Source organism: Streptomyces sp. CA-288835 (assembly GCF_050936385.1).
GTDB lineage: Bacteria > Actinomycetota > Actinomycetes > Streptomycetales > Streptomycetaceae > Streptomyces.
In genome coordinates this window covers 6873700-6893272 of record NZ_JBNJMW010000001.1, presented here as the reverse complement: position 1 = coordinate 6893272, position 19573 = coordinate 6873700, and the positions used below count along the sequence as shown (strand labels likewise).

Below are 19573 nucleotides of genomic sequence, written 5' to 3'. Positions count from 1 at the left end.
CGCCTGGGAGACGCCTAGGTCCAGCGGCTCCTGGTGCTGCCTTATGTCCGACGGTACCTTGCCTAGCCCCCCGTTCGGGCCCCCCTTGGCGCGGTTCACTTTGACGCGTACGGCGCCAAACCGTGCCAAGGGGCGGCTGACAATACAGCGCTACGTCACGCGACCGCGGCGTTGTTCATCTTCCGGGTCGAGATGATCTGGTCGATCAGGCCGTACGAGAGCGCGTCCTCGGCGGTGAGGATCTTGTCGCGCTCGATGTCCTCGCGGATCTTCTCGATGGGCGTCGTGGAGTGCTTGGCCAGCAGTTCCTCCAGCTGGGCACGCATCCGGAGGATCTCGTTCGCGGCGATCTCAAGGTCGGAGACCTGGCCGCGACCCGTCTCGCTGTAGGGCTGGTGGATCAGCACGCGGGCGTTGGGAAGTGCCATGCGCTTGCCCTGCGTACCGGCGGCGAGCAGGATCGCGGCGGCGGAGGCCGCCTGGCCCATGCAGACCGTCTGGATGTCCGGCTTCACGAACTGCATCGTGTCGTAAATCGCGGTGAGCGCCGTGAAGGAGCCGCCGGGGCTGTTGATGTAGACCGAGATGTCCCGGTCGGGGTCCATCGACTCCAGGCACAGCAGCTGCGCCATGACGTCGTTGGCGGAGGCGTCGTCGATCTGCACACCGAGGAAGATCACGCGCTCCTCGAAGAGCTTCGCGTACGGGTCGTACTCGCGCACGCCCTGCGAGGTGCGCTCGACGAAGCGCGGGATGACGTAGCGGGACTCCGCGCGGGGGCCGGTGTACTCGGCCTCCGTGCGGGCGTAGAGGCCGCTGCCGGGGAAGTCGTTCACTGTGTCTCCTGGGAGCCTGATAAAGAGCTGAGGCGGTCGGCTGGGGGCTCGGAAGGCTTACGCCGGCTGCGCCCCGGCCGCGTACGGGCTGCCCGTGGGCGCGTGCCGTACCAGCCGTGGGCGCGTGCCGAGCTAGGCCGCTCCGGTGCCTCCGCCGCCCGGCATACCGGCAGCGGTGGGCATGATGTCGTCGATCAGGCCGTACTCCTTGGCCTCGATCGGGTCGAACCAGCGGTCACGGTCCGAGTCGCGAGTGATCTGCTCCACGGTCTGGCCGGTGTGGAAGGCGGTCAGCTCCGCCATCCGCTTCTTGGTGTGCAGCAACCGCTCGGCGTGGATCTTGATGTCCGACGCGGAACCGGCGAGGCCGGCCGAGGGCTGGTGGATCAGGATCTCGGCATTCGGCAGGGCGAAACGCTTGCCCGGGGTGCCCGCGCTCAGCAGGAACTGGCCCATGGAGGCCGCCATGCCCATGGCAATGGTCACCACATCGTTCTGGATGTACTGCATGGTGTCGTAGATCGCCATGCCGGCCGTGATCGATCCGCCGGGGCTGTTGATGTACAGGAAGATGTCCTTGTCCGGGTCGGCGGCAAGGAGCAGCAGCTGTGCGGTGATCTTGTTCGCGATGTCGTCGTCGACCGGCTGGCCGAGGAAGATGATTCGCTCACCGAGCAGCCGGTTGTAGACCTGGTCGCCGAGGCCACCACCGATGGAGGGCTCGCCGGCGGCTGAAGGCATCAGATTCGTCACGTATCCACCTGCTCGTCTAAACGACGGCGCCGGGGCCGTCTTACGTAGTCTGCCGGGGGCTGGGCAGTTTCGGGGACTCCCCTGCCCTCGTACTCATGGACCCTAACGCGCGGGTCCCTTCGGGGAATCCCGAGGAGCTGACTGTTCGCTGTGAGCGCATGCGCTCCGCTGGTTGCGCAGGGGTTTTGGCGGGGGAACCTTGCGCTCAGCCCCCACAAGCCCCCACAAGCCCGCAGACGCGTCTGCCAAGGGCTGTGCATCGGCGGGTGCGGCTTGTTGTGGGTTACTCGCGCAGTTCCCCGCGCCCCTACGGGGCCTTTCCCCTGGGCGTAGCGCAGCAGGCCCCGGACCGCTGGTGCGGTCCGGGGCCTGCTCGGCGTACAGCGAGGCAATCAGGCCTCAGGCTTCTCCTCGGGGGCCTCAGTGGCCTCGGAGGAGCCCTCCGCGGGGGTCTCCTCGGCCGAGCCCTCGGCAGAGACCTCGTCCTCGTCCTCCTCGTCGTCCAGGTCCACGAGCTCGCCGTTCGTGTCCTTGACGGTGGCCGCCTCTACGACGACCGCGAGGGCCTTGCCGCGGGCGACCTCGCCGACGAGCATCGGGACCTGGCCGCCCTCTACGACGGCCTGGGCGAACTGGTCGGGGGACATGCCGGAGGAAGCGGCGCGGCGCATGAGGTGCTCGGTGAGCTCCTCCTGGTTGACGTTCAGCTTCTCCTTGTTGACCAGCTCGTCGAGGACGAACTGGGTCTTGATGCCCTTGACCGCGGCCTCGCGCGTCTCGGTGTCGAACTCCTCGGCCGTCTTGCCCTGGATCTCCAGGTACTGCGGCAGGTCCAGGCCCATCTGACCGAGCTGGTGGTGCTCGAGGTTGTGCTTACGGGTGTTGATCTCGTCCTCGAGGAGCTTCTCCGGGACGGGCACCTCGACCAGCTCGAGCAGCTTCTCCAGGACGCGCTCCTGGGCCTGCGTGGCCTGGTCGTACTGCTTCATGTTCTCGAGGCGCTTACGGCTGTCCGCCCGCAGCTCCTCCAGGGTGTCGAACTCGGAGGCGAGCTGAGCGAAGTCGTCGTCCAGCTCGGGGAGCTCGCGCGCGGCGACCTGGGTGACCTTGACGGAGACCTCGGCCTCCTTGCCGGCCGCCGAGCCGCCCTTGAGCTCGGAGGTGAAGGTGGCCTCGCCACCGGCCTCCAGGCCCTTCACGGCGTCGTCGATGCCCTCCAGCAGCTCACCGGAGCCGATCGTGTAGGAGACGCCGTTCGCGACGCCGTCCTCCAGGACCTCGCCGTCGACCTTGGCCTCCAGGTCGATCGTCACGACGTCGCCGTCCTCGGCGGCGCGCTCGACCGGCGTGGTGGACGCGAAGCGCTCACGCAGCTCCTCGACGGCCTTGTCGACGTCCTCCTCGCTGACCTCGACGGCGTCGACCTCGACCTCGATGCCGGAGTAGTCCGGGATCTCGATGGACGGGCGGATGTCGACCTCGGCGGTGAAGTTCAGCGTCTCGCCGTCCTTCAGCTCCGTGATGTCGACCTCGGGCTGACCGAGCACGTTCAGCTCGGCGTTGTTGACCGCGTCGGTGTAGAACTTCGGAAGCGCGTCGTTGACCGCCTCCTCCAGAACCGCACCGCGGCCGAACCGCTGGTCGATGACGCGCGCCGGAATCTTGCCCTTCCGGAACCCCTTCACCGTGACCTGCTGGTTGATCTTCTTGTACGCCGCGTCGAGGCTGTCCTTGAGCTCCTCGAAGGGCACCTCGACAGTGAGCCGAACCCGGGTCGGGTTCAGGGTCTCCACGGCGCTCTTCACGGTTCGGTCTCCTTGATGGCTGACTTCTTGGGGTTCTGCTGTCGACCTCTGCCGGATGCGGCGGGTGCCTCAGCGGATTCGCGGCCCTTGTGAGACGTAACAGTGCAGACATACGGGCGCGCAGTTTGCATAGTAGCCGCAGGCGGTACACGCCCCAAAAGGCGAGCTTCCGGTGCCGCGGTCCCGCGGAGCCCGGTCGGGTTCCGGACCGGGTCCCCGCAGGTGGTCACCGGGTCCCTGCTGATGGTCGGGGTGGCGGGATTTGAACCCACGGCCTTCCGCTCCCAAAGCGGACGCGCTACCAAGCTGCGCCACACCCCGTTCGGTGCGACACGTAGGGTACATGCCCGCCGACACCGAGGCTCCCGCATTTCCCGGGCGCCTGAAGGGCCGCGGAACGGGATGTGCGATGAAGGGTGCCACCCGCTAGGATGCTCCAGTGCCGCGCGTCCACTGACCTGCGGCGCGTCCCGTGCGGGCGTAGCTCAATGGTAGAGCCCTAGTCTTCCAAACTAGCTACGCGGGTTCGATTCCCGTCGCCCGCTCCATACGGCTCAGGGCCAGGTCAGAGGTTGAATCCTCTGCCTGGCCCTGAGGCGTTTTCGACGTCGAGCGCGTGCGGGAGCGGTCCGCGATGGCTCGCGGAGCTGGCGTACTCACAGACCGGGGCCTCGCGCAGGGGCGCCGGGAGCAGTACGTGCTCAGCTCGCTCAGAACTGGATCTCGTTGAGGGTCTCCGCTATCGAGTTGAGGAAGCGCTGGATGTCGTCGGCCATGCCCGTCGAGGCCAGGAAGAAGCCGAACAGTACGGCGACGATCGCCGGACCCGGCTTGATGGATCCTCCCCGGATCAACACCACGAGGACGATCGCCAACAGCAACACAACTGATAGCGAAATGGCCACAACTGATCACACCCTACGGTCGGTCCGCTCTCCCGGCCCGAGGGTGCCACCCCGCACACCCCCGCAGAACCATCGTGCCACCAACAGGCCCGGCCTATGCGGGAGGTGGGGCATCATCGGCCATCGTTCTCGCCGTACCTGCACAATCCGTACCCGCCCGGCGCTCTCCGGCGGCCATGAACGGCGGTGCCACGTACGGCAATTCGCGGAGTGTCCCGCACGCCGAATTCAGGAGGGTGATTGCCGTGCCCACCCATCCCGCTCGCCGATTATTCGAATTGTTGCCGCGGACACAGCGGGAGGCCGGTCAGCGGCTCGGAGAGGGTGTCAACAAACGCCAATCAACGGACATTTCACCAGAGTCGCCCGCGGATGTTATGCACCATTTAGTCGGGATGAAGTGGTACGTAACAGACGTACGTGTTACAGCAGTCGACCTCCGAGCCGATCTCCGCATCACCAAGTCGACTTCCCCCCTTCCCTCTCTCCTTCTTCAAATCCCCTGTACTCAGCGGGATAAGCAGAGGTTAAGCAGGAATGACGAGGAGGGTTTTACGAAAACGCACCGGCAACGCTAGGGTGCCTCAGATGTTCACCGCTGCCTCGTCCCCCGCATGCGCAGTGAGGTCCCGGATCCTCTCCCCCAGCTCCTGGTGGGAGGGTCTGTGACGAACTCGCTCCGCCCACACGGCCAACAGAGGGCGCCGCTCCCGCCGACGGAGGAATCGTCGCTGTCCGCGATGCCGAGCCCTCGCACCCGCGACAGCCCGCAGACGGACACCGCTCCCGCCGGGCCTCAGGCCAAGCCGGCCAGGCAACGCGACGCGTTCTTCGACAACGCCAAGTACCTGGCCATCGTGCTCGTCGCGATGGGCCACACCTGGGAGCCGCTGACCGACCACAGCCGCACCGCCGAAGCGCTGTACATGGTCGTCTACGCCTTCCACATGCCGGCGTTCATCCTCATCTCCGGCTACTTCTCGCGCAGTTTCGACATGCGTGCCGACCGGCTCCAGCGCCTGGTGACCGGCATCGCCGTGCCGTACATCCTCTTCGAAGCCGCGTACTCCGTCTTCAAGAAGGTCGCGGACGACGACCCGGCCCATCCGATCAGCCTGCTCGACCCCTGGTACCTCACCTGGTTCCTGGTCGCGCTGTTCGTATGGCGGCTGACGACGCCCCTGTGGAAGGTCGTGCGCTGGCCGGTGCCGCTCGCGCTCGCCATCGCGGTGCTCGCCTCGATCTCGCCCGACATCGGTGACGACCTGGATCTGCAACGTGTGCTGCAGTTCCTGCCGTTCTTCGTCATCGGCCTGTTCATGAAGCCCGAGCACTTCCAGTTGATGCGGCGCCGAGAGGTCCGGATCCTGTCGGTGCCGGTGTTCGCGGCGGCGCTGGTCGTTGCGTACTGGGCGGCTCCGCGCATGACGTCGGCGTGGTTCTACCACCGGGACAGCGCCCAGGAGTTGGGCACGCTGTGGTGGGCCGGTGTCGTGATGACGCTCGCGCTGTTCGGCTGCTCGATGGTCCTCACGGCCTGCTTCTTCTCCTGGGTGCCGCGTCGCAAGATGTGGTTCACGGTGCTCGGCGCGGGGACGCTGTACGGCTATCTGCTGCACGGTTTCCTGGTCAAGGGCGGCCGTTTCTGGGGCTGGTTCGACTACAAGTGGCTGCATGAGCCGCTCGGCGAGATCCTCGTCACGCTGGTCGCCGCCGCCGTGGTCACGCTGCTGTGCACCCCGCCCATCCAGCGCGCCTTCCGCTTCGCGATGGAGCCGAAGATGGAGTGGGCGTTCAAGCGGGACGCGACGGAGCTGGCCCGCGACCGGGGCAAGTCGTAGTCGAGGCCCAAGTCCTAGGCCAGGCCCAGGAGTTCGCGCATCCTCGCGTACTTCTCCTCCAGTCGCGTCCGCGTGGGCTCGTCCAGGGCCGCCAGCCTGGCCGGATTCGCGTTGTGGGCCAGGTCGGATTCCTTGACCAGGAGGGCTCCCGGGGTCGCCAGGATGCGTTCGGCGTACGACTCCGGGGGCTCGCCGGGGCGCTTGGTGAGGGCCAGCACGATGTCCTTGGTGCGCCGGGTCAGCGCGGCCTCGTGCAGCAGCCAGTCCTCCGAGAGGACCTCGTCCTCGATGGTGTCGTGCAGCCAGGCGGCGGCGATCTGTTCGTCGTCGCCGCCCCGGGCCCGTACCCCCTCGGCCACCGCCTGGAGGTGCTCGGCGTACGGACGGCCCGCCTTGTCGGTCTGGGCGGCGTGTGCGTTACGGGCGATGGCTTCGACTTCGGTGAGACTCAGCAGCGCTTTCTCGGTCATGCGTCGAGTGTCCCCCGCAGCGCCGACCTGGCGGGTACCGACGCCGCCGCCAGACCGGTCACGAGCACGGTCGCGGCCAGCGAGCCGTACAGCAGTGGCGGTATGTACGGCGCCTGCCCCGTCAGCCCCTTCATCATCGGGATGAGCGTGGCGAGCGCGATACCCGTGCCGAGGACGAGGCCCGCGAGCGTGACGAGCAGGGCCTCCCAGTGGATCATGTTCAGCACCTGGCGGCGAGTGGAGCCGATGAGCCGCAGGGTGTCCAGTTCGCGGCGGCGGTCGAGGACGGTCATCACCAACGTGTTGACGGCAGCGACGGCCGCGAAGCCACCGAGGACAGCGGCCATGACGGTGTTGGCCCAGGCGTTCAGCTCGCGGTCGAGGGACTGGGCGGCGGTGTAGCCACCACGGTCCGTGACCGTACCGAACTTCTCCAGCCCGGCGGCACTGCCTCCCTTCGTCCAGAGCTCGGTGGCAAAGGCGGAGCTGACATGCCGCGCCAAGTCCGCGTGACTGAGGGTCACTTGGGACAGCCCCATGCCGCGGCCGTACGTCGCCACGACCGTCGGCCTCACCTTCGTACCGTCGGGCAGCCGCAGCTCGACACGCTCGCCGACGCCGACACCGGCATCACGGGCCAGCGAGGCGTCCATCGCGACCTGCCCCCGCTCCAGCGACAGCGCGCCCTTCTCGACCTTCAAGTCCTGTACGCGGGCAAGGTCCCGCCCCGAACCCATGACGCCCTGAGCGGAGGCCTGCTGAAGGTACCCGTTCGCCGGGAGAAGGACCCCGGTCTTCAACAGTCCGACGGCAGCGGTGACTTCAGGGCTGCGGGCGGCCTGACGTACGGCATCCGGTGTCAGCCCGGCCTCCGAGGTCACGATGTGGTCGGCCACGGTGCCGGCCCGCTGCTGCTCCTGTGTGACCCGCTCCTCGCTGGTGTGCATGAAGACGAGCACGGACGAGAAGGCCATCGCCAGGACGATCGGGGTGATCGCGGAGGCCAGCCGGCGGGCGTTCGTACGGGCGTTGGCGGCCGCCAGCGAGGCGGAGGCGCCCGCGGCACGCAACGGCAGCCCGAACAGAGCGGCGCAGAGGCGCGCGATCAGCGGGCCGAGCAGCGCCACGGCCAGCATGAACAACATCACGATGCCGAGCGCCGCGTTGGCCGCGTCCTCGCCGGTCGTCGAGGCGGACACACCCGCGCAGACGAAGCCGCCGACGGCCGCCGCGATCCCCAGCGGCGTACGGATCCAGCCGATCCGCAGCCGCTCCACGGACGCCTCGGTGAGCGCCTGCCCCGGCTTGATCCGCGCCGGCCGCCGGGCCGCCATGTACCCGGCGACCAGCGCGGTGCCGAGCACACCGCCGACGGCCGTGAGCAGCGGTATGTACGACACCGACAGCTCCACCGGCTCCGGAATCGCCCCCTTGTCCTTGAGCTGCCCGAACCACCAGCGGGCCAGCCCGATGCCCGGCAGACAACCGACGAGCCCGGCGAGAGGGGCGACCAGCAGGGTCTCGGTGGCGATGGACCGGCGGATCTGGCGCGGAGTCGTACCGATCGCGCGCAACAGCGCGAACTCCCGGGCCCGCTGGGCGACGGACAACGCCACCGTCCCCGCCGCCGTGAACACGGCCACCATCGTCGCGACCCCGCCGAACGACCCGCCGATCCCGACGAGCAGTTCCTCGGCCTCGGCGAGGGAGGAGTCCTCGACGGAGCCACGGCTGTCGCCGGTGTGGACCTCGGCCCGGTCGCCGAGGGCGCGCGCGACCTGGGCTTTGAGTGCCTCGGCGGTCACCCCGTCCTTCGGTAGGACGGCGATCGCGTCTATACGCCCGGGGTGACCGGAGATGCGTACGGCTTCGGTGTCGGCGAACCAGACTGTCCCCTGTGCATCCCCCCGCTCCCCTGGCTTCGCGATGCCGGAGACACGGAAGGTGCGAGGCCCGTCGGCGGTGGTGAGGCGGACGCGTTCGCCGATCGTGCCCTTTGCTAATACGACCTCGCCGTCGCCCGGCGCCCGGCCCGCGGTCAGCCGCTCGCCAGTGAATGCGGTGGATCCCCAGCCGTGGGCGGTGAGCTGTGCGCCGTCGCCCGTCTGCACGGGGAAGGTGACATCCGCGACGGCCTGGCGTGCGCCGGGCACTGAACCGGCCTTCGCCACCAGGGAGTTGTCCAGCCAGGCACGGTCCGGGACCGGTACGGCGTCGTCCTCGCGGCTGTCGCCATGTCCGGTGACGTGGTGGGCGCGTTGGTCGGCGGCGGCGACCACGGGGGCGTCCTGGTAGCGGACGGGTGGGACGGAGGCGCGCAGGCCCGTCTCCAGGAGGATGCCGCAGGCCGAGACGATCAGCGCGGCCATCGCCAGGGCGACGAACGTGCCGACGAAGGCGGCGGGCTTGAAGCGGACTGCGGCGCGGGCGAGGCCGTTGGGTACGAACATCACGCGGCCGCTCGTACGGTCGTCGCGGGAGCCGTCAGCGCCGTCATCCTTGCGGCGATCTGCTCCGCCGGGGCGCGGTCCAGGTGGTCGACGATCGAGCCGTCGGCGAGGAACAGGACGCGGTCGGCCCAGGCGGCGGCCGTCGGGTCGTGGGTGACCATGACGACGGTCGCACCGAGGTCGTCGACGGCCTGACGGAGGAGGGCGAGCACCTCGGTGGCGGTGCGGGTGTCGAGGGCGCCGGTGGGCTCGTCTGCGAAGACCACGTCGGGGCGGGTGACCAGGGCACGGGCGATGGCCACGCGCTGCTGCTGTCCGCCGGAGAGCTGGCCCGGGCGGCGCCGGGCCAGGCCGTCCAGGCCGACCTGGGCGAGGACCTCGGCCGCGCGGTGGCGGTCGGGGCGGTGGCCTGCGAGGCGCATGGGCAGGACGACGTTCTGTTCGACGGTGAGGGATGGGAGCAAGTTGAAGGCCTGGAAGACGAAGCCGAGGCGTTCGCGGCGTAGGGCTGTGAGCTTGTTCTCGCTCATGCCGGTGATTTCTGTGCCGCCTAGGCGGACCGTTCCGCTGGTGGGGTGGTCGAGGCCTGCGGCGCACTGGAGGAATGTGGACTTTCCGGAGCCGGAGGGGCCCATTACCGCGGTGTAGGTGCCGCGGGGGAGGGTGAGGTCTATGCCGCGTAGGGCGTGTACGGCGGAGGTGCCTCGGCCGTATCGCCGCTGGACGCTCCGCAGTTCGACGGCCCAGTCGGCGTCCGGGCTTGGGCCGCTCCGTACGTTCTGCGGGGTCTTTTCGGCCCCGTTGTCGTACCGCCTCTTCCGCAGGCCCATGGCTGGGTCCGTCCTTCCGCCTCGCCGATCTCTGTCGATGGCTCGACGCTACGGATTTGGTGGCGGCCTTCACCATGCGGTCGACCGCCGAGTTGGGGTGGGGGAAACCCCAGGTCGGCCCCGGGGGTATTTCGTCCGCGGCGGCGAGGGAAGTTCTTTTCCCCAGCCCCGCCCCTTCCCGAAACTGGGGGCTCCGCCCCCAGGCCCCCTGCCTCCGGCTGAGTGGGGCGCCTGCGGCGGGCGGGTGGGTTCAGGGGGTGGGTGCAGCGCCTCCGGCGGGTGGGTGGGTTCAGGGGGTGGGTGGGGCGCCCACTGCGGGTCGTTGGGTCCGCGGGTGCCCACCGCGGGTGGGTGGCCGGGGCGTCCACCCGCGGGTGGGTGGGGCGCCTACTGGGGTGGGGTGTTGGGATCGTGTGCGGGTGCGGGTTCGTTGTGGCTTGTCGCGCAGTTCCCCGCGCCCCTGACGGGGCGCTCCCGGAACCGCCAGCCACACAGCTCACCAGTCGCCATGCTCGCCAGCCACCACGCACCCGCCCCTGACTACCCGCAGCTTCCCGTCGGCGGGAGGGGACGTGGGCCGGTGCGTCCTATGCCCGTCGCTTAGCTTCGGTCTGGGCACACCAGAACCCTGTGGAAGCAAGGGGCCGTATGCCCCGTTGGCGACGGGCTGACGCACCGGACCGCGGCCCCGCACCCACCAACCACCCAAGGGGCGCGGGGAACTGCGCGACCAGCCACACACAACCCGCACCCGAAAGCGAACCCAACCGCCCCACCGCCGGAGGCACCCCACCTAACCGCCGGACACCTCCCGGCAAATCAGCAGCAAAGCCCTGTCATCGTTCACATCCCGCGCAACCGCCTCGATCAAATGCCACGCCGCCCCATGGAACCCCCCGGCCACGTACCGGTCCGCCTCGCCGGTGAGGCGGTCGATGCCCTCCGCGATGTCCCGGTCGGACGTCTCGACCAAGCCGTCCGTGAACAGCATCAGAACGTCGCCGGGGCGCAACGTACCTTTCACGGGATCGAACTGAGCCCCGTCGTACACCCCGAGCAGCGGCCCCTCCGCCGACTTCTCCTCCCAGCGCCCGCTCCCCGCGCTGAGCTGCAGCCCGGGGGGATGCCCGGCGGAAAACAGCTCGTAGTCGCCCGAGTCCAGGTCCAGGACGAGGTGGATCGATGTGGCGAACCCCTCGTCCCAGTCCTGCCGGAGCAGGTAGCCGTTCGCCGCGGGGAGGAAGGCGTGCGGCGGCAAGGACCCGAGCAGGCCCCCGAACGCCCCGGACAGAAGCAGCGCACGCGACCCCGCGTCCATGCCCTTGCCGGACACGTCCGTCAGTACGACCTCGAGCGTGCGCCCGCCATTCGTACGGGCAGCCACCACGAAGTCCCCCGAGAACGACTGACCGCCGGCCGGCCGCAGGGCCATCTCACGGTGCCAACCCACCGGCAGCTTCGGCAACTTGCTCTGGACCCGGATCCGTTCCCGCAGGTCGAACAGCATGGTGCCGCCGCGCCGCCACGGCACACCGACCCGGCTGCGGAACTGCGCGATGAGCAGGCCGAAGAAGCCGCAGGCGGCGACGACCAGCACGGTTCCCGGCGTCACCCGGGACGGTCCCTCTGTGTAGGGGCCGAGTTTCACGGACTCGATGATCAGGGCGGTGGCAGCGGCCGCGTACAGACCGAGCAGGCTGGCCGGCCGCAGCACCAGCCCGCCGGCGACGATCGGGAGGACCAGCGCGGCCGGCGAGAACCAGACGGAGTTGACGAGTGTGGCGCACGTGATCACGGGAATGGTCAGCAGCAGACCGGCCAGCGCGACCCAGTCCGAGCCGTCCCCGCGGAAGTAGTCGACAGCGGATTTGCGCAGCCCTGTGCGGACCCGGTGCAGTTGCTTCTTGCACCGGGCCGTGAACGTGTCGGCTTCCGCGCGCCGCTCTCGTCCTGCTGCCATTGTTCGGGACCCTATCCATCGGACCAGGCACTTGGCACGGGAGGTCCCACTTGTCCCCCGTCCGAGAACCGAAGTCACAGAAACGTCCGATCCCCGAGGATCGCATGCCGCCGAGGGCCTCCCGCCCGGCCTGACGGAAATGCACCCGCTGGAAATCCACTCGCTGATCCCGGATTGCCCTGGTAGGCATGGCATATGACCACTGACTTGCGCGTGCTCCGGCCGGAAGAATGGGACAAGTGGTACGGAAAGCTGGTGCTCGCCTTCGGCGGAGTCGACGAGTCTCCCGAGGAGCGCGCCCTGTGGAACGGCCTCACGGAGTTCGACCGCTTCATCGGGGCCTGGGACGGCGACGAGTGCGTGGGTACGGCGGGTGCGTTCAGCTTCCGTATGACCGTTCCCGGCGGCGCCCTGGTGAAGGCGGCCGGCATCACGATGGTGAGCGTCGCCGCGACGCACCGCCGCCGCGGGCTGCTCAGGTCCATGAAGCGCAGGCAGTTGGACGACATCCGCTCCTGGGGCGAGCCGCTGGCCGTACTGACCGCCTCCGAGCCGGTGATATACGGCCGCTTCGGCTACGGCGCGGCGACCCAGCAGATGCGCGCGGAGATCGACACATCCCGGGTACGGCTGACGGTGCCGCCCGGCACCGATGACGTACGACTCCGCCTCGCCGAACCTGCTGCGGATGCCGTACGCGATGCGTGCGAGGCCGTCTACGCACGCCAGGTGCCCACCCGGCCCGGCATGCTCGCGCGGCTGCCCGGCTGGGAAGGGCTGCCGCTGCTCGACCCGCCGGCCGACCGTAAGGGCTCGTCGCCGCTGCAGTGCGTGCTCGCCGAGCGGGACGGTGAAATGGTCGGCTACGCCCGGTACTTCAACAAGCCGGAGTGGGACGCGGCCGGCCCCAAGGGCACGATCGAGCTGCGTGATCTGGAGGCGCTGGACCCGGCCGCGTACGTGGCGCTGTGGCGGTTCCTGTTCGACATCGACCTGACCTCGACGGTGAAGACGTACAACCGGCCCGTCGACGACGCCTTGCTGCACCTCGTCTCCGACGTCCGGCGGTGCGCTCTCAACCTGCGTGACTCGCTGTACGTACGGCTCGTCGATGTCGGGGCCGCGCTCGAGGCACGTACGTATCAGGCGCCCGTGGACGTCGTGTTCGAGGTCGAGGACGCCTTCTGCCCCTGGAACGAAGGCCGTTGGCGGCTCTCCGGTGACGCCAAGGGGGCGTCCTGCGAGCGGACCACCGACTCGGCCGATCTCGCCCTGTCCGTACGGGAGTTGGGGTCGGCCTATCTCGGTGGCGTGTCCCTGGCGTCACTCGCCGCGGCCGGGCGGGTACGGGAGCTGCGCCAGGGCGCGCTCGCGGAGGCCTCGCTCGGCTTCTCCGCCGCCGTCGCACCCTGGCTGCCGCACGGCTTCTGAGTCGGCCCGTAGCTCCCTATGCCTTTTGGCAGGTGGGGCACCAGAAGAGGTTGCGGGCGGCGAGACCGGCGGTGCGGATCTCGCCGCCACAGATGTGGCAGGGCAGGTCGGCCCTGCGGTACACGTAGACCTCGCCGCCGTGGTCGTCCTCGCGCGGCGGGCGGCCCATCGCGTCCGGCTCGTGTTCCGGGCGGACTGTGTCGATGCGGTTGTTGCGGACGCCCTGGCGCATGAGGGTGACGAGGTCCGCCCACATCGCCTCCCACTCGGGCCGGGTGATGTCTTTGCCCGGCCGGTACGGGTCGATGCCGTGCCGGAAGAGGACTTCCGCGCGGTAGACGTTGCCTACGCCTGCGACGACCTTCTGGTCCATGAGGAGGGCGGCGATCGTCGTACGGCTGCGGGAGATGCGGGCGTACGCCTGGGCCGGGTCGGCGTCCTCGCGCAGCGGGTCCGGGCCCAGGCGGGCGTGGACCGCCTGCTTTTCCGTGTCCGTGATCAGGGTGCAGGTGGTGGGGCCGCGGAGGTCTGCGTATGCGGTGTCGTTGGTGAGGCGTAGGCGGATGGTTTCGGTGGGTGGGGGTGTGGGGGCTTCGCCGAGGGTGACCTTGCCGAAGAGGCCGAGGTGGATGTGGATCCAGTCGTCGGTTTCGAACCGTAGGAAGAGGTGTTTGCCGTGGGCTTCGGCGGTGGTCAGGGTGGTGCTGTCCAGGAGGGCTGCGGCGTCGGTGAACTTGCCCTGGGGGCTGGTGACGTGGGCCGTCCGGCCGCCGAACCGTCCGAGGTAGTCCTCGGCCAGGCGGTGGATGGTGTGCCCTTCGGGCACGGGGGCCTCCTGTGCGTGTTCGTCCTGCGGTCGGGGCGGGATTCTTCCCCAGCCCCGCCCCTTCCCGAAACTGGGGCTGCGCCCCAGGCCCCCCGCCAGGGGGTGGTGGGTGACACTTCGTGTCGCGGCTGCGGGTGCGTCGTGGCTGGTCGCGCAGTTCCCCGCGCCCCTAAAGGGGCGCGCACCATCAGCCCGTCCGGCGTTTGAGGACGAGGCCGTTCAGGCCGATACGGGGGTCTGGGGGCGGAGCCCTCAGTTTCGGGAAGGGGCGGGACTGGGGACAGAAAAAGCGCCCTACCCCTGCGGGTGATGCGCCGGAATCTCCGGCATAACCCCCGCCGTCTCGTACGCCGACAGCATGTCAATGCGACGGACATGACGGTCATCGCCCGAGAACGGCGTGTTCAAGAACGTCTCGACGAACTTGATCGCCTCGTCCCGCGAGTGCATCCGCGCCCCCACAGCCACAACATTCGCATCGTTGTGCTGACGCCCCAACGCCGCAGTCTCCTCGCTCCAAGCGAGCGCCGCCCGAACCCCCGCCACCTTGTTCGCCGCGATCTGCTCCCCGTTCCCCGACCCCCCGATCACAATGCCGAGCGAGCCGGGATCCCCCGCGGTACGCGAGGCCGCGCGGAGGCAGAACGGCGGGTAGTCGTCCTGGGCGTCGTAGATGAGAGGCCCGCAGTCGACGGGCTCATGCCCGGCCGCCTTGAGCCACTCGACGAGGTGGTTCTTGAGTTCAAAACCGGCATGATCGGAGCCGAGGTACACGCGCATGGTCCGAGTGTGACACGCGTGTTTCGGCCGGGCCTCCTCGGGTCGGGCCGGTCGAAGGCACCCCCGCATCAGGGCGACGGGGTCTGACTCACCCCAGGTGAGGGCGGCGGACGCGACGTACCCGCGACCGTGGGCGCCGGGCTGGTGTCAGGCAGCTTCGTCTCACCACCAGGACGTACGGCAGTGATGATCATGACGACGCCCACAGCGGCGGCGGCCACCAGAACGAGCACGGTGAGCAGCCGCGGCAACCACTCAGGCCCGTCACTCTCCTCATCCGTCTTCCTCTCCCTCTCCTTCTCTGCGGGCGGCGCCGCGAGCACCCGCCCCAAGAACCGCACCACCTCCCCCACATCCGGCCGAGCCCCCGGATCCCGGGCCAGCAGCCTCCACAGCAACGGAGTCAACGGCCCGTCCTCCGGCGGAAGTTGAGGCTCCTCGTACATCACCGCGGCCAACGTGGCGAGCGTCCCGGCCCGTTCGAACGGGGAGTGCCCGGTGAGAGCGGTGCAGAGCGTGGCGCCGAGGGACCACAGGTCGGAGGCCGGGCCCTGCGGGCGGCCGGAGATACGTTCCGGCGGGATGTACTCCGGGGAGCCGACGATGACTCCGGCCTGCGTCAGCCCCTGCGCGTCCTGGAGAGCGGCGATCCCGAAGTCGGTGAGGACGACCCGGCCGCCCGGCTCGAGCAGCACGTTGCCGGGCTTGATGTCACGGTGCAGGACTCCGGCCGCGTGCACCGGGCGCAGCGCCTCGGCGAGCGCCAGGCCGATCCTGGCCGTCTCGCGTACGTCGAGGGGGCCGTGTTCGACGACGGTCCGGGCCAGCGAAGGGGCATCTACCAGTTCCATGACGATCCAGAGCCGGTCGTCTTCCTCGGCCACGTCATAGACCCGTACGACATTGGGGTGGTCGATACGGGCACTGGCGCGGGCCTCGCGCAGCGCGCGCTCCCGCCGGATCTCGAGTTCCTCGGCTCCGAGGGTGTCGAGCCGCAGTTCCTTCACGGCGACCGGGCGGTCGAGCAGTTCGTCGGCCGCGCGCCAGACACGGCCCATGCCGCCCTGCCCGATGGGTTCCAGGAGCCGGTACCGGTTCACGACGCAGAACATGCAGGTACACCCCCAACCTCCCTCTAGGTTGTGATATTTTCCTTGCGTCACGCAAGGGACCGGTTCGGGCTGGACCGCAACCCTCGGGTTGGAAGCCCCCCTCCTTCAGGAGAGGGAGCGGAGTCACGACAGCACAATCCGGGTGACACGAGACCGGAACCCAAGAAGCCCCCGCGGCCTTTACGGACGCGGGGGCTTGGGCTGTCTCCTCACTCCTACCGGTTCACGAGCTTCCAAGCGGTAGGCAGCAGTCCCATCGCCAGCGCCGCCTTGAACGCGTCGCCTATAAGGAAGGGCGTGAACCCGGCGGCAACAGCCTCCGTGGGGCTCAACATCGTGGCGGCGGAGAGATAGGGGACGCCGATCGCGTAGATGACGGCCGAACCGAGCAGCATCGTGCCGGCCATGCGGAACACCGAGCGGTCGGCGCCGCGGCGGGCCAGGGCGCCGACGAGTGCGGCCGCGAGCATCATGCCGACGATGTAGCCGAAGGTCGGGGAGAGGCCGTGGCTACCCTCCGCGAACCAGGGAACTCCGGCCAGGCCGACGAGCGCGTACAGAGCGAGCGACAGGAAGCCACGCCCCGCGCCGAGCGCGGTGCCGACCAGGAGGGCCGCGAAGGTCTGCCCGGTCACCGGCACCGGCGAGCCCGGTACGGGCACGGCGATCTGGGCGGCGAACCCGGTGAGCGCGGCGCCGCCGGCCACGAGCGCGATGTCGCGGACGCGGGACGCGGGAATCAGGTCGGCGAGGACCTTGCCCGGGAGGGCGTTGGCGGCAGCGGTGCTCATGGGGACTCCGGCGGTGAGGGGAGCGGGTGGTTCCGAACACCGCGACGCTATCCCAGCCCCTCGCCCCGATCACCAGCAGCGCTCGACAAACCACGGAGCGCACGCTTGGTGCGCTCCATACAAAGAGAGATTGGTACACCCGAGGCGGCGTGACCCTGGTCACTGAGGTACGGCGGCCTTACCCACAAGGACGGGACCGGCGCGGACTGTTGGATCTCGCCAATCCCTCTCATCACCCCCTCCCCTTGATCTCTCTTGCTGTTAATCTGCACTTGCAAGATACTTGCAATAAGACTTCGGACTTCGGAGGGGACGACCCACCATGCCCGTCTACACGCTCCCTGAGCTGCCGTACGACTACTCCGCGCTCGCGCCCGTGATCAGCCCCGAGATCATCGAGCTGCACCACGACAAGCACCACGCGGCGTATGTGAAGGGGGCGAACGACACCCTGGAACAGCTCGCGGAGGCGCGGGACAAGGAGTCATGGGGGTCGATCAACGGGCTGGAGAAGAATCTGGCCTTTCATCTCTCCGGCCATGTTCTGCACAGCATCTACTGGCACAACATGACGGGTGAGGGCGGTGGCGAGCCGCTCGCCGCGGACGGTGTGGGCGAGCTTGCCGACGCGATCACCGAGTCGTTCGGGTCCTTCGCCGGGTTCAAGGGCCAGTTGACGAAGGCTGCCGCGACCACGCAGGGCTCCGGCTGGGGCGTCCTCGCGTACGAGCCGCTGAGCGGGCGCCTCGTCGTCGAGCAGGTCTACGACCACCAGGGCAATGTCGGCCAGGGCTCGACCCCGATCCTGGTCTTCGACGCCTGGGAGCACGCCTTCTACCTCCAGTACAAGAACCAGAAGGTCGACTTCATCGAGGCCATGTGGCAGGTCGTCAACTGGCAGGACGTGGCTCGGCGTTACGCCGCCGCGAAGTCCCGTACGGATGTTTTGCTGCTCGCCCCTTGAGGGCAGTCTGAAGCGTCCTGCCTCGTGATCGTCTTCTCACCTTTCACGCGGGCGGGCGGAAAGAAGAAAGCCCCCGCGAGGACGTGACTCGCGGGGGTTTTCCTTGCATACCGTCAGGTGATTCAGTCGTCGGTGTCCAGCCTGAAGTGGAAGATGCCCCAGGTGAGGTGCTCCTCGCGGCCGCCGTCGATCCAGTGGCCGAGGCCCTTCTTCATCTGGGCGAGGTAGTCGTGGCTGATCTTTCTGGCCAGCCCTTCGGCCTCTTGGCGGGCCGTCTCCTCCAGGACCCGCGTGTAGTGGTTCACCAGCTGTTCGCGGTGTTCTTCGAAGCCGCCGTCCACCGGGGTGAATCCGAGGCGGTTCAGCTCACGCATGTAGAAGGCCGGCGAGCCCATGTCGTCGAGGTGGATGCGGTCGAGGATCGGCTGCAGTACGTCGGCGGAGCCGCCGTCCGCCGTCGCCATCGGGTCGGTGAAGATGAGGTGGCCGCCGGGGCGCAGCACGCGGGCGATCTCCTCGAGGACCTGGACGCGGTTGCCGCTGTGCAGGAAGGCGTCCTGGGACCAGACGACGTCGACCTGGCCGTCCGGATACGGGATGTCCTCGAAGGACCCGTCCACGACCTCGATCCGGTCGCTGAGCGCGCGGGCCGCGTTCAGCTCCTTGTGGCGCTGGTTCTCTACCTCGCTGAGGTTGAGGGCGATGACCCGGCAGTCGTACGTCCCGGCCAGGCAGCGTGCCGAGCCGCCGTACCCCGAGCCGAGGTCGAGCACCACGGAGTCCCGGGTCAGCTCCAGCTTCGACGCCATCCGCTCTACGGTGCGCCGGCTGGCGTCCGCGATGGGTTCCGCGGGGCTTTCGTAGAGGCCGATGTGGATGTCCTCGCCGCCCCACACCGTGGCGTAGAAGGTGTCGGCGTCGGGTGAGTTGTAGTAGCTGCGGGCGGTGCTGACCGCGCCCTTGTACCGGCCCTCCTTCTCCTGCGGGTCGTCCATCCGGTACTCCTTCTCCGCCACATGCACGAAGAAGTCCGGTTGTTCGCCCCGGTAGGTGTGCTGGAAGTCGCCGTAGGTCTGGACGCGCTGGAAACCCACCTCGGACATCAGGCGGCGGGTGTAGTCCTTGCGCAGCGGGAACATGTTGAGGTGGTACACGGAGTCGTCGGGGAAGTGGTACCGCATGCGGCACAGGCCCTCGTCGACGTACTCCGGCTCGACGGTGACGTCTTCGCCGCAGTAGTAGTACGTGTGCTTGCTGGTGTATCCGTCGTCCAGGATCGCGTCGTAATTGCGCTGGTCGAGGACGAGAATTCCGTCGTGTTTGAGCATCGCGTAGAACTCGGCGAGCGCCTTGCGCCGGTCGCGTTCCGAGAAGAGATGCGTGAAGGAGTTGCCGAGGCAGACGATGGCGTCGTACTCGCCGTGGACGTCTCTGTTGAGCCAGCGCCAGTCGGCCTGGACGACGCGCAGGATGTGTCCGCCCTGCTTGGTGCCGTTCTCGAAGGCCATCGCCAGCATGTCCGCGCTGCCGTCCGCGCTCACGGTGTCGAATCCGGCCGCCAGCAGCCGTACGGAGTGGAATCCGGTGCCCGTCGCGACGTCGAGCACGCTCTTCACTCCCCACTTGCGCAGCAGGTCGATGAAGAAGTTTCCTTCGCTGTCCGCCCGTTTTTCCCAGTCGATGAGCGAGTCCCATTTCTCGACAAAGCTGGGAACGTATTCCTCTGTGTAGTGACCGGTTTCGCGTACTTCGACAGGGTTGTCGCCGAACTCTTGAGCCGGTTGCACGATGATGGGAACTCCTTCAGTCATCGGGAGTC

Annotated in this window: 16 protein-coding genes and 2 tRNA genes; 4 read left to right on the top strand and 14 right to left on the bottom strand. The window is 68.6% G+C overall.

Annotation, left to right across the window (positions count from 1 at the left end; translation table 11 throughout):
- Positions 1–155 precede the first annotated feature (155 nt).
- The 4 genes from ACQEVY_RS31260 to ACQEVY_RS31245 all read right to left on the bottom strand — a co-directional run bounded on the left by ACQEVY_RS31260 (position 156) and on the right by ACQEVY_RS31245 (position 3715).
- Positions 156–836, bottom strand: a complete 681-nt coding sequence (locus ACQEVY_RS31260) for an ATP-dependent Clp protease proteolytic subunit (protein WP_432952715.1) — start codon at positions 834–836, stop codon at positions 156–158.
- Positions 837–968: 132 nt separating this feature from the next.
- Positions 969–1577 (bottom strand): ATP-dependent Clp protease proteolytic subunit, encoded by a 609-nt coding sequence (locus ACQEVY_RS31255; protein ID WP_119103789.1) that lies wholly within the window; start codon positions 1575–1577, stop codon positions 969–971.
- 404 nt (positions 1578–1981) lie between these two features.
- On the bottom strand, positions 1982–3394 hold the full coding sequence (gene tig / locus ACQEVY_RS31250; RefSeq protein WP_432952713.1) for a trigger factor: 1413 nt from the start codon (positions 3392–3394) through the stop codon (positions 1982–1984).
- A gap of 244 nt (positions 3395–3638) precedes the next feature.
- Positions 3639–3715: transfer RNA gene (locus ACQEVY_RS31245), tRNA-Pro, on the bottom strand.
- Positions 3716–3868: 153 nt separating this feature from the next.
- On the opposite strand from ACQEVY_RS31245, the gene ACQEVY_RS31240 reads away from it, so the two are divergent.
- A tRNA-Gly gene (locus tag ACQEVY_RS31240) sits at positions 3869–3942 on the top strand.
- A gap of 162 nt (positions 3943–4104) precedes the next feature.
- On the opposite strand, the gene ACQEVY_RS31235 is transcribed toward ACQEVY_RS31240, so the two are convergent.
- Positions 4105–4299, bottom strand: coding sequence for a hypothetical protein (locus ACQEVY_RS31235; RefSeq protein ID WP_328771602.1), 195 nt, complete (start codon positions 4297–4299; stop codon positions 4105–4107).
- A gap of 740 nt (positions 4300–5039) precedes the next feature.
- Here ACQEVY_RS31235 and ACQEVY_RS31230 point away from each other — a divergent pair.
- Entirely contained in the window at positions 5040–6140 is a 1101-nt protein-coding gene (locus tag ACQEVY_RS31230; protein WP_432952711.1) for an acyltransferase family protein, read from the top strand.
- Between the two features lie 14 nt (positions 6141–6154).
- Here the strand turns inward: ACQEVY_RS31230 and ACQEVY_RS31225 are convergent, their stop codons facing one another.
- From ACQEVY_RS31225 to ACQEVY_RS31210, 4 genes are all read right to left on the bottom strand, one after another.
- Positions 6155–6610, bottom strand: coding sequence for an HD domain-containing protein (locus ACQEVY_RS31225; RefSeq protein WP_328771600.1), 456 nt, complete (start codon positions 6608–6610; stop codon positions 6155–6157).
- Positions 6607–9060 (bottom strand): ABC transporter permease, encoded by a 2454-nt coding sequence (locus ACQEVY_RS31220; RefSeq protein ID WP_432955494.1) that lies wholly within the window; start codon positions 9058–9060, stop codon positions 6607–6609. The genes ACQEVY_RS31225 and ACQEVY_RS31220 overlap by 4 nt, the downstream gene beginning before the upstream one ends.
- A complete protein-coding gene (locus ACQEVY_RS31215) occupies positions 9060–9890 on the bottom strand; it encodes an ABC transporter ATP-binding protein (RefSeq protein ID WP_432952709.1) in 831 nt (276 codons plus the stop codon). Before ACQEVY_RS31215 ends, ACQEVY_RS31220 begins: the two co-directional genes overlap by 1 nt.
- A 793-nt stretch (positions 9891–10683) precedes the next feature.
- Positions 10684–11850, bottom strand: coding sequence for a PP2C family protein-serine/threonine phosphatase (locus tag ACQEVY_RS31210; protein ID WP_432952707.1), 1167 nt, complete (start codon positions 11848–11850; stop codon positions 10684–10686).
- Between the two features lie 195 nt (positions 11851–12045).
- Between ACQEVY_RS31210 and ACQEVY_RS31205 the strand changes: the two genes are divergently transcribed.
- Complete coding sequence (locus tag ACQEVY_RS31205; protein WP_432952705.1) at positions 12046–13281, top strand: GNAT family N-acetyltransferase; 1236 nt, start codon at positions 12046–12048, stop codon at positions 13279–13281.
- Positions 13282–13297: 16 nt separating this feature from the next.
- On the opposite strand, the gene ACQEVY_RS31200 is transcribed toward ACQEVY_RS31205, so the two are convergent.
- The 4 genes from ACQEVY_RS31200 to ACQEVY_RS31185 form a co-directional block, all read right to left on the bottom strand.
- Complete coding sequence (locus ACQEVY_RS31200; protein ID WP_432952703.1) at positions 13298–14107, bottom strand: Fpg/Nei family DNA glycosylase; 810 nt, start codon at positions 14105–14107, stop codon at positions 13298–13300.
- A 294-nt stretch (positions 14108–14401) separates the two neighbouring features.
- A complete protein-coding gene (locus ACQEVY_RS31195) occupies positions 14402–14887 on the bottom strand; it encodes a ribose-5-phosphate isomerase (RefSeq protein WP_432952702.1) in 486 nt (161 codons plus the stop codon).
- A gap of 68 nt (positions 14888–14955) precedes the next feature.
- Positions 14956–15999, bottom strand: a complete 1044-nt coding sequence (locus tag ACQEVY_RS31190; protein ID WP_432952701.1) for a serine/threonine-protein kinase — start codon at positions 15997–15999, stop codon at positions 14956–14958.
- A gap of 215 nt (positions 16000–16214) precedes the next feature.
- A complete protein-coding gene (locus tag ACQEVY_RS31185) occupies positions 16215–16790 on the bottom strand; it encodes a biotin transporter BioY (protein ID WP_432952700.1) in 576 nt (191 codons plus the stop codon).
- Between the two features lie 322 nt (positions 16791–17112).
- On the opposite strand from ACQEVY_RS31185, the gene ACQEVY_RS31180 reads away from it, so the two are divergent.
- On the top strand, positions 17113–17754 hold the full coding sequence (locus tag ACQEVY_RS31180; protein ID WP_432952699.1) for a superoxide dismutase: 642 nt from the start codon (positions 17113–17115) through the stop codon (positions 17752–17754).
- Positions 17755–17876: 122 nt separating this feature from the next.
- Here the strand turns inward: ACQEVY_RS31180 and ACQEVY_RS31175 are convergent, their stop codons facing one another.
- Positions 17877–19541 (bottom strand): methyltransferase domain-containing protein, encoded by a 1665-nt coding sequence (locus tag ACQEVY_RS31175; RefSeq protein WP_432952698.1) that lies wholly within the window; start codon positions 19539–19541, stop codon positions 17877–17879.
- Between the last annotated feature and the right edge of the window lie 32 nt (positions 19542–19573).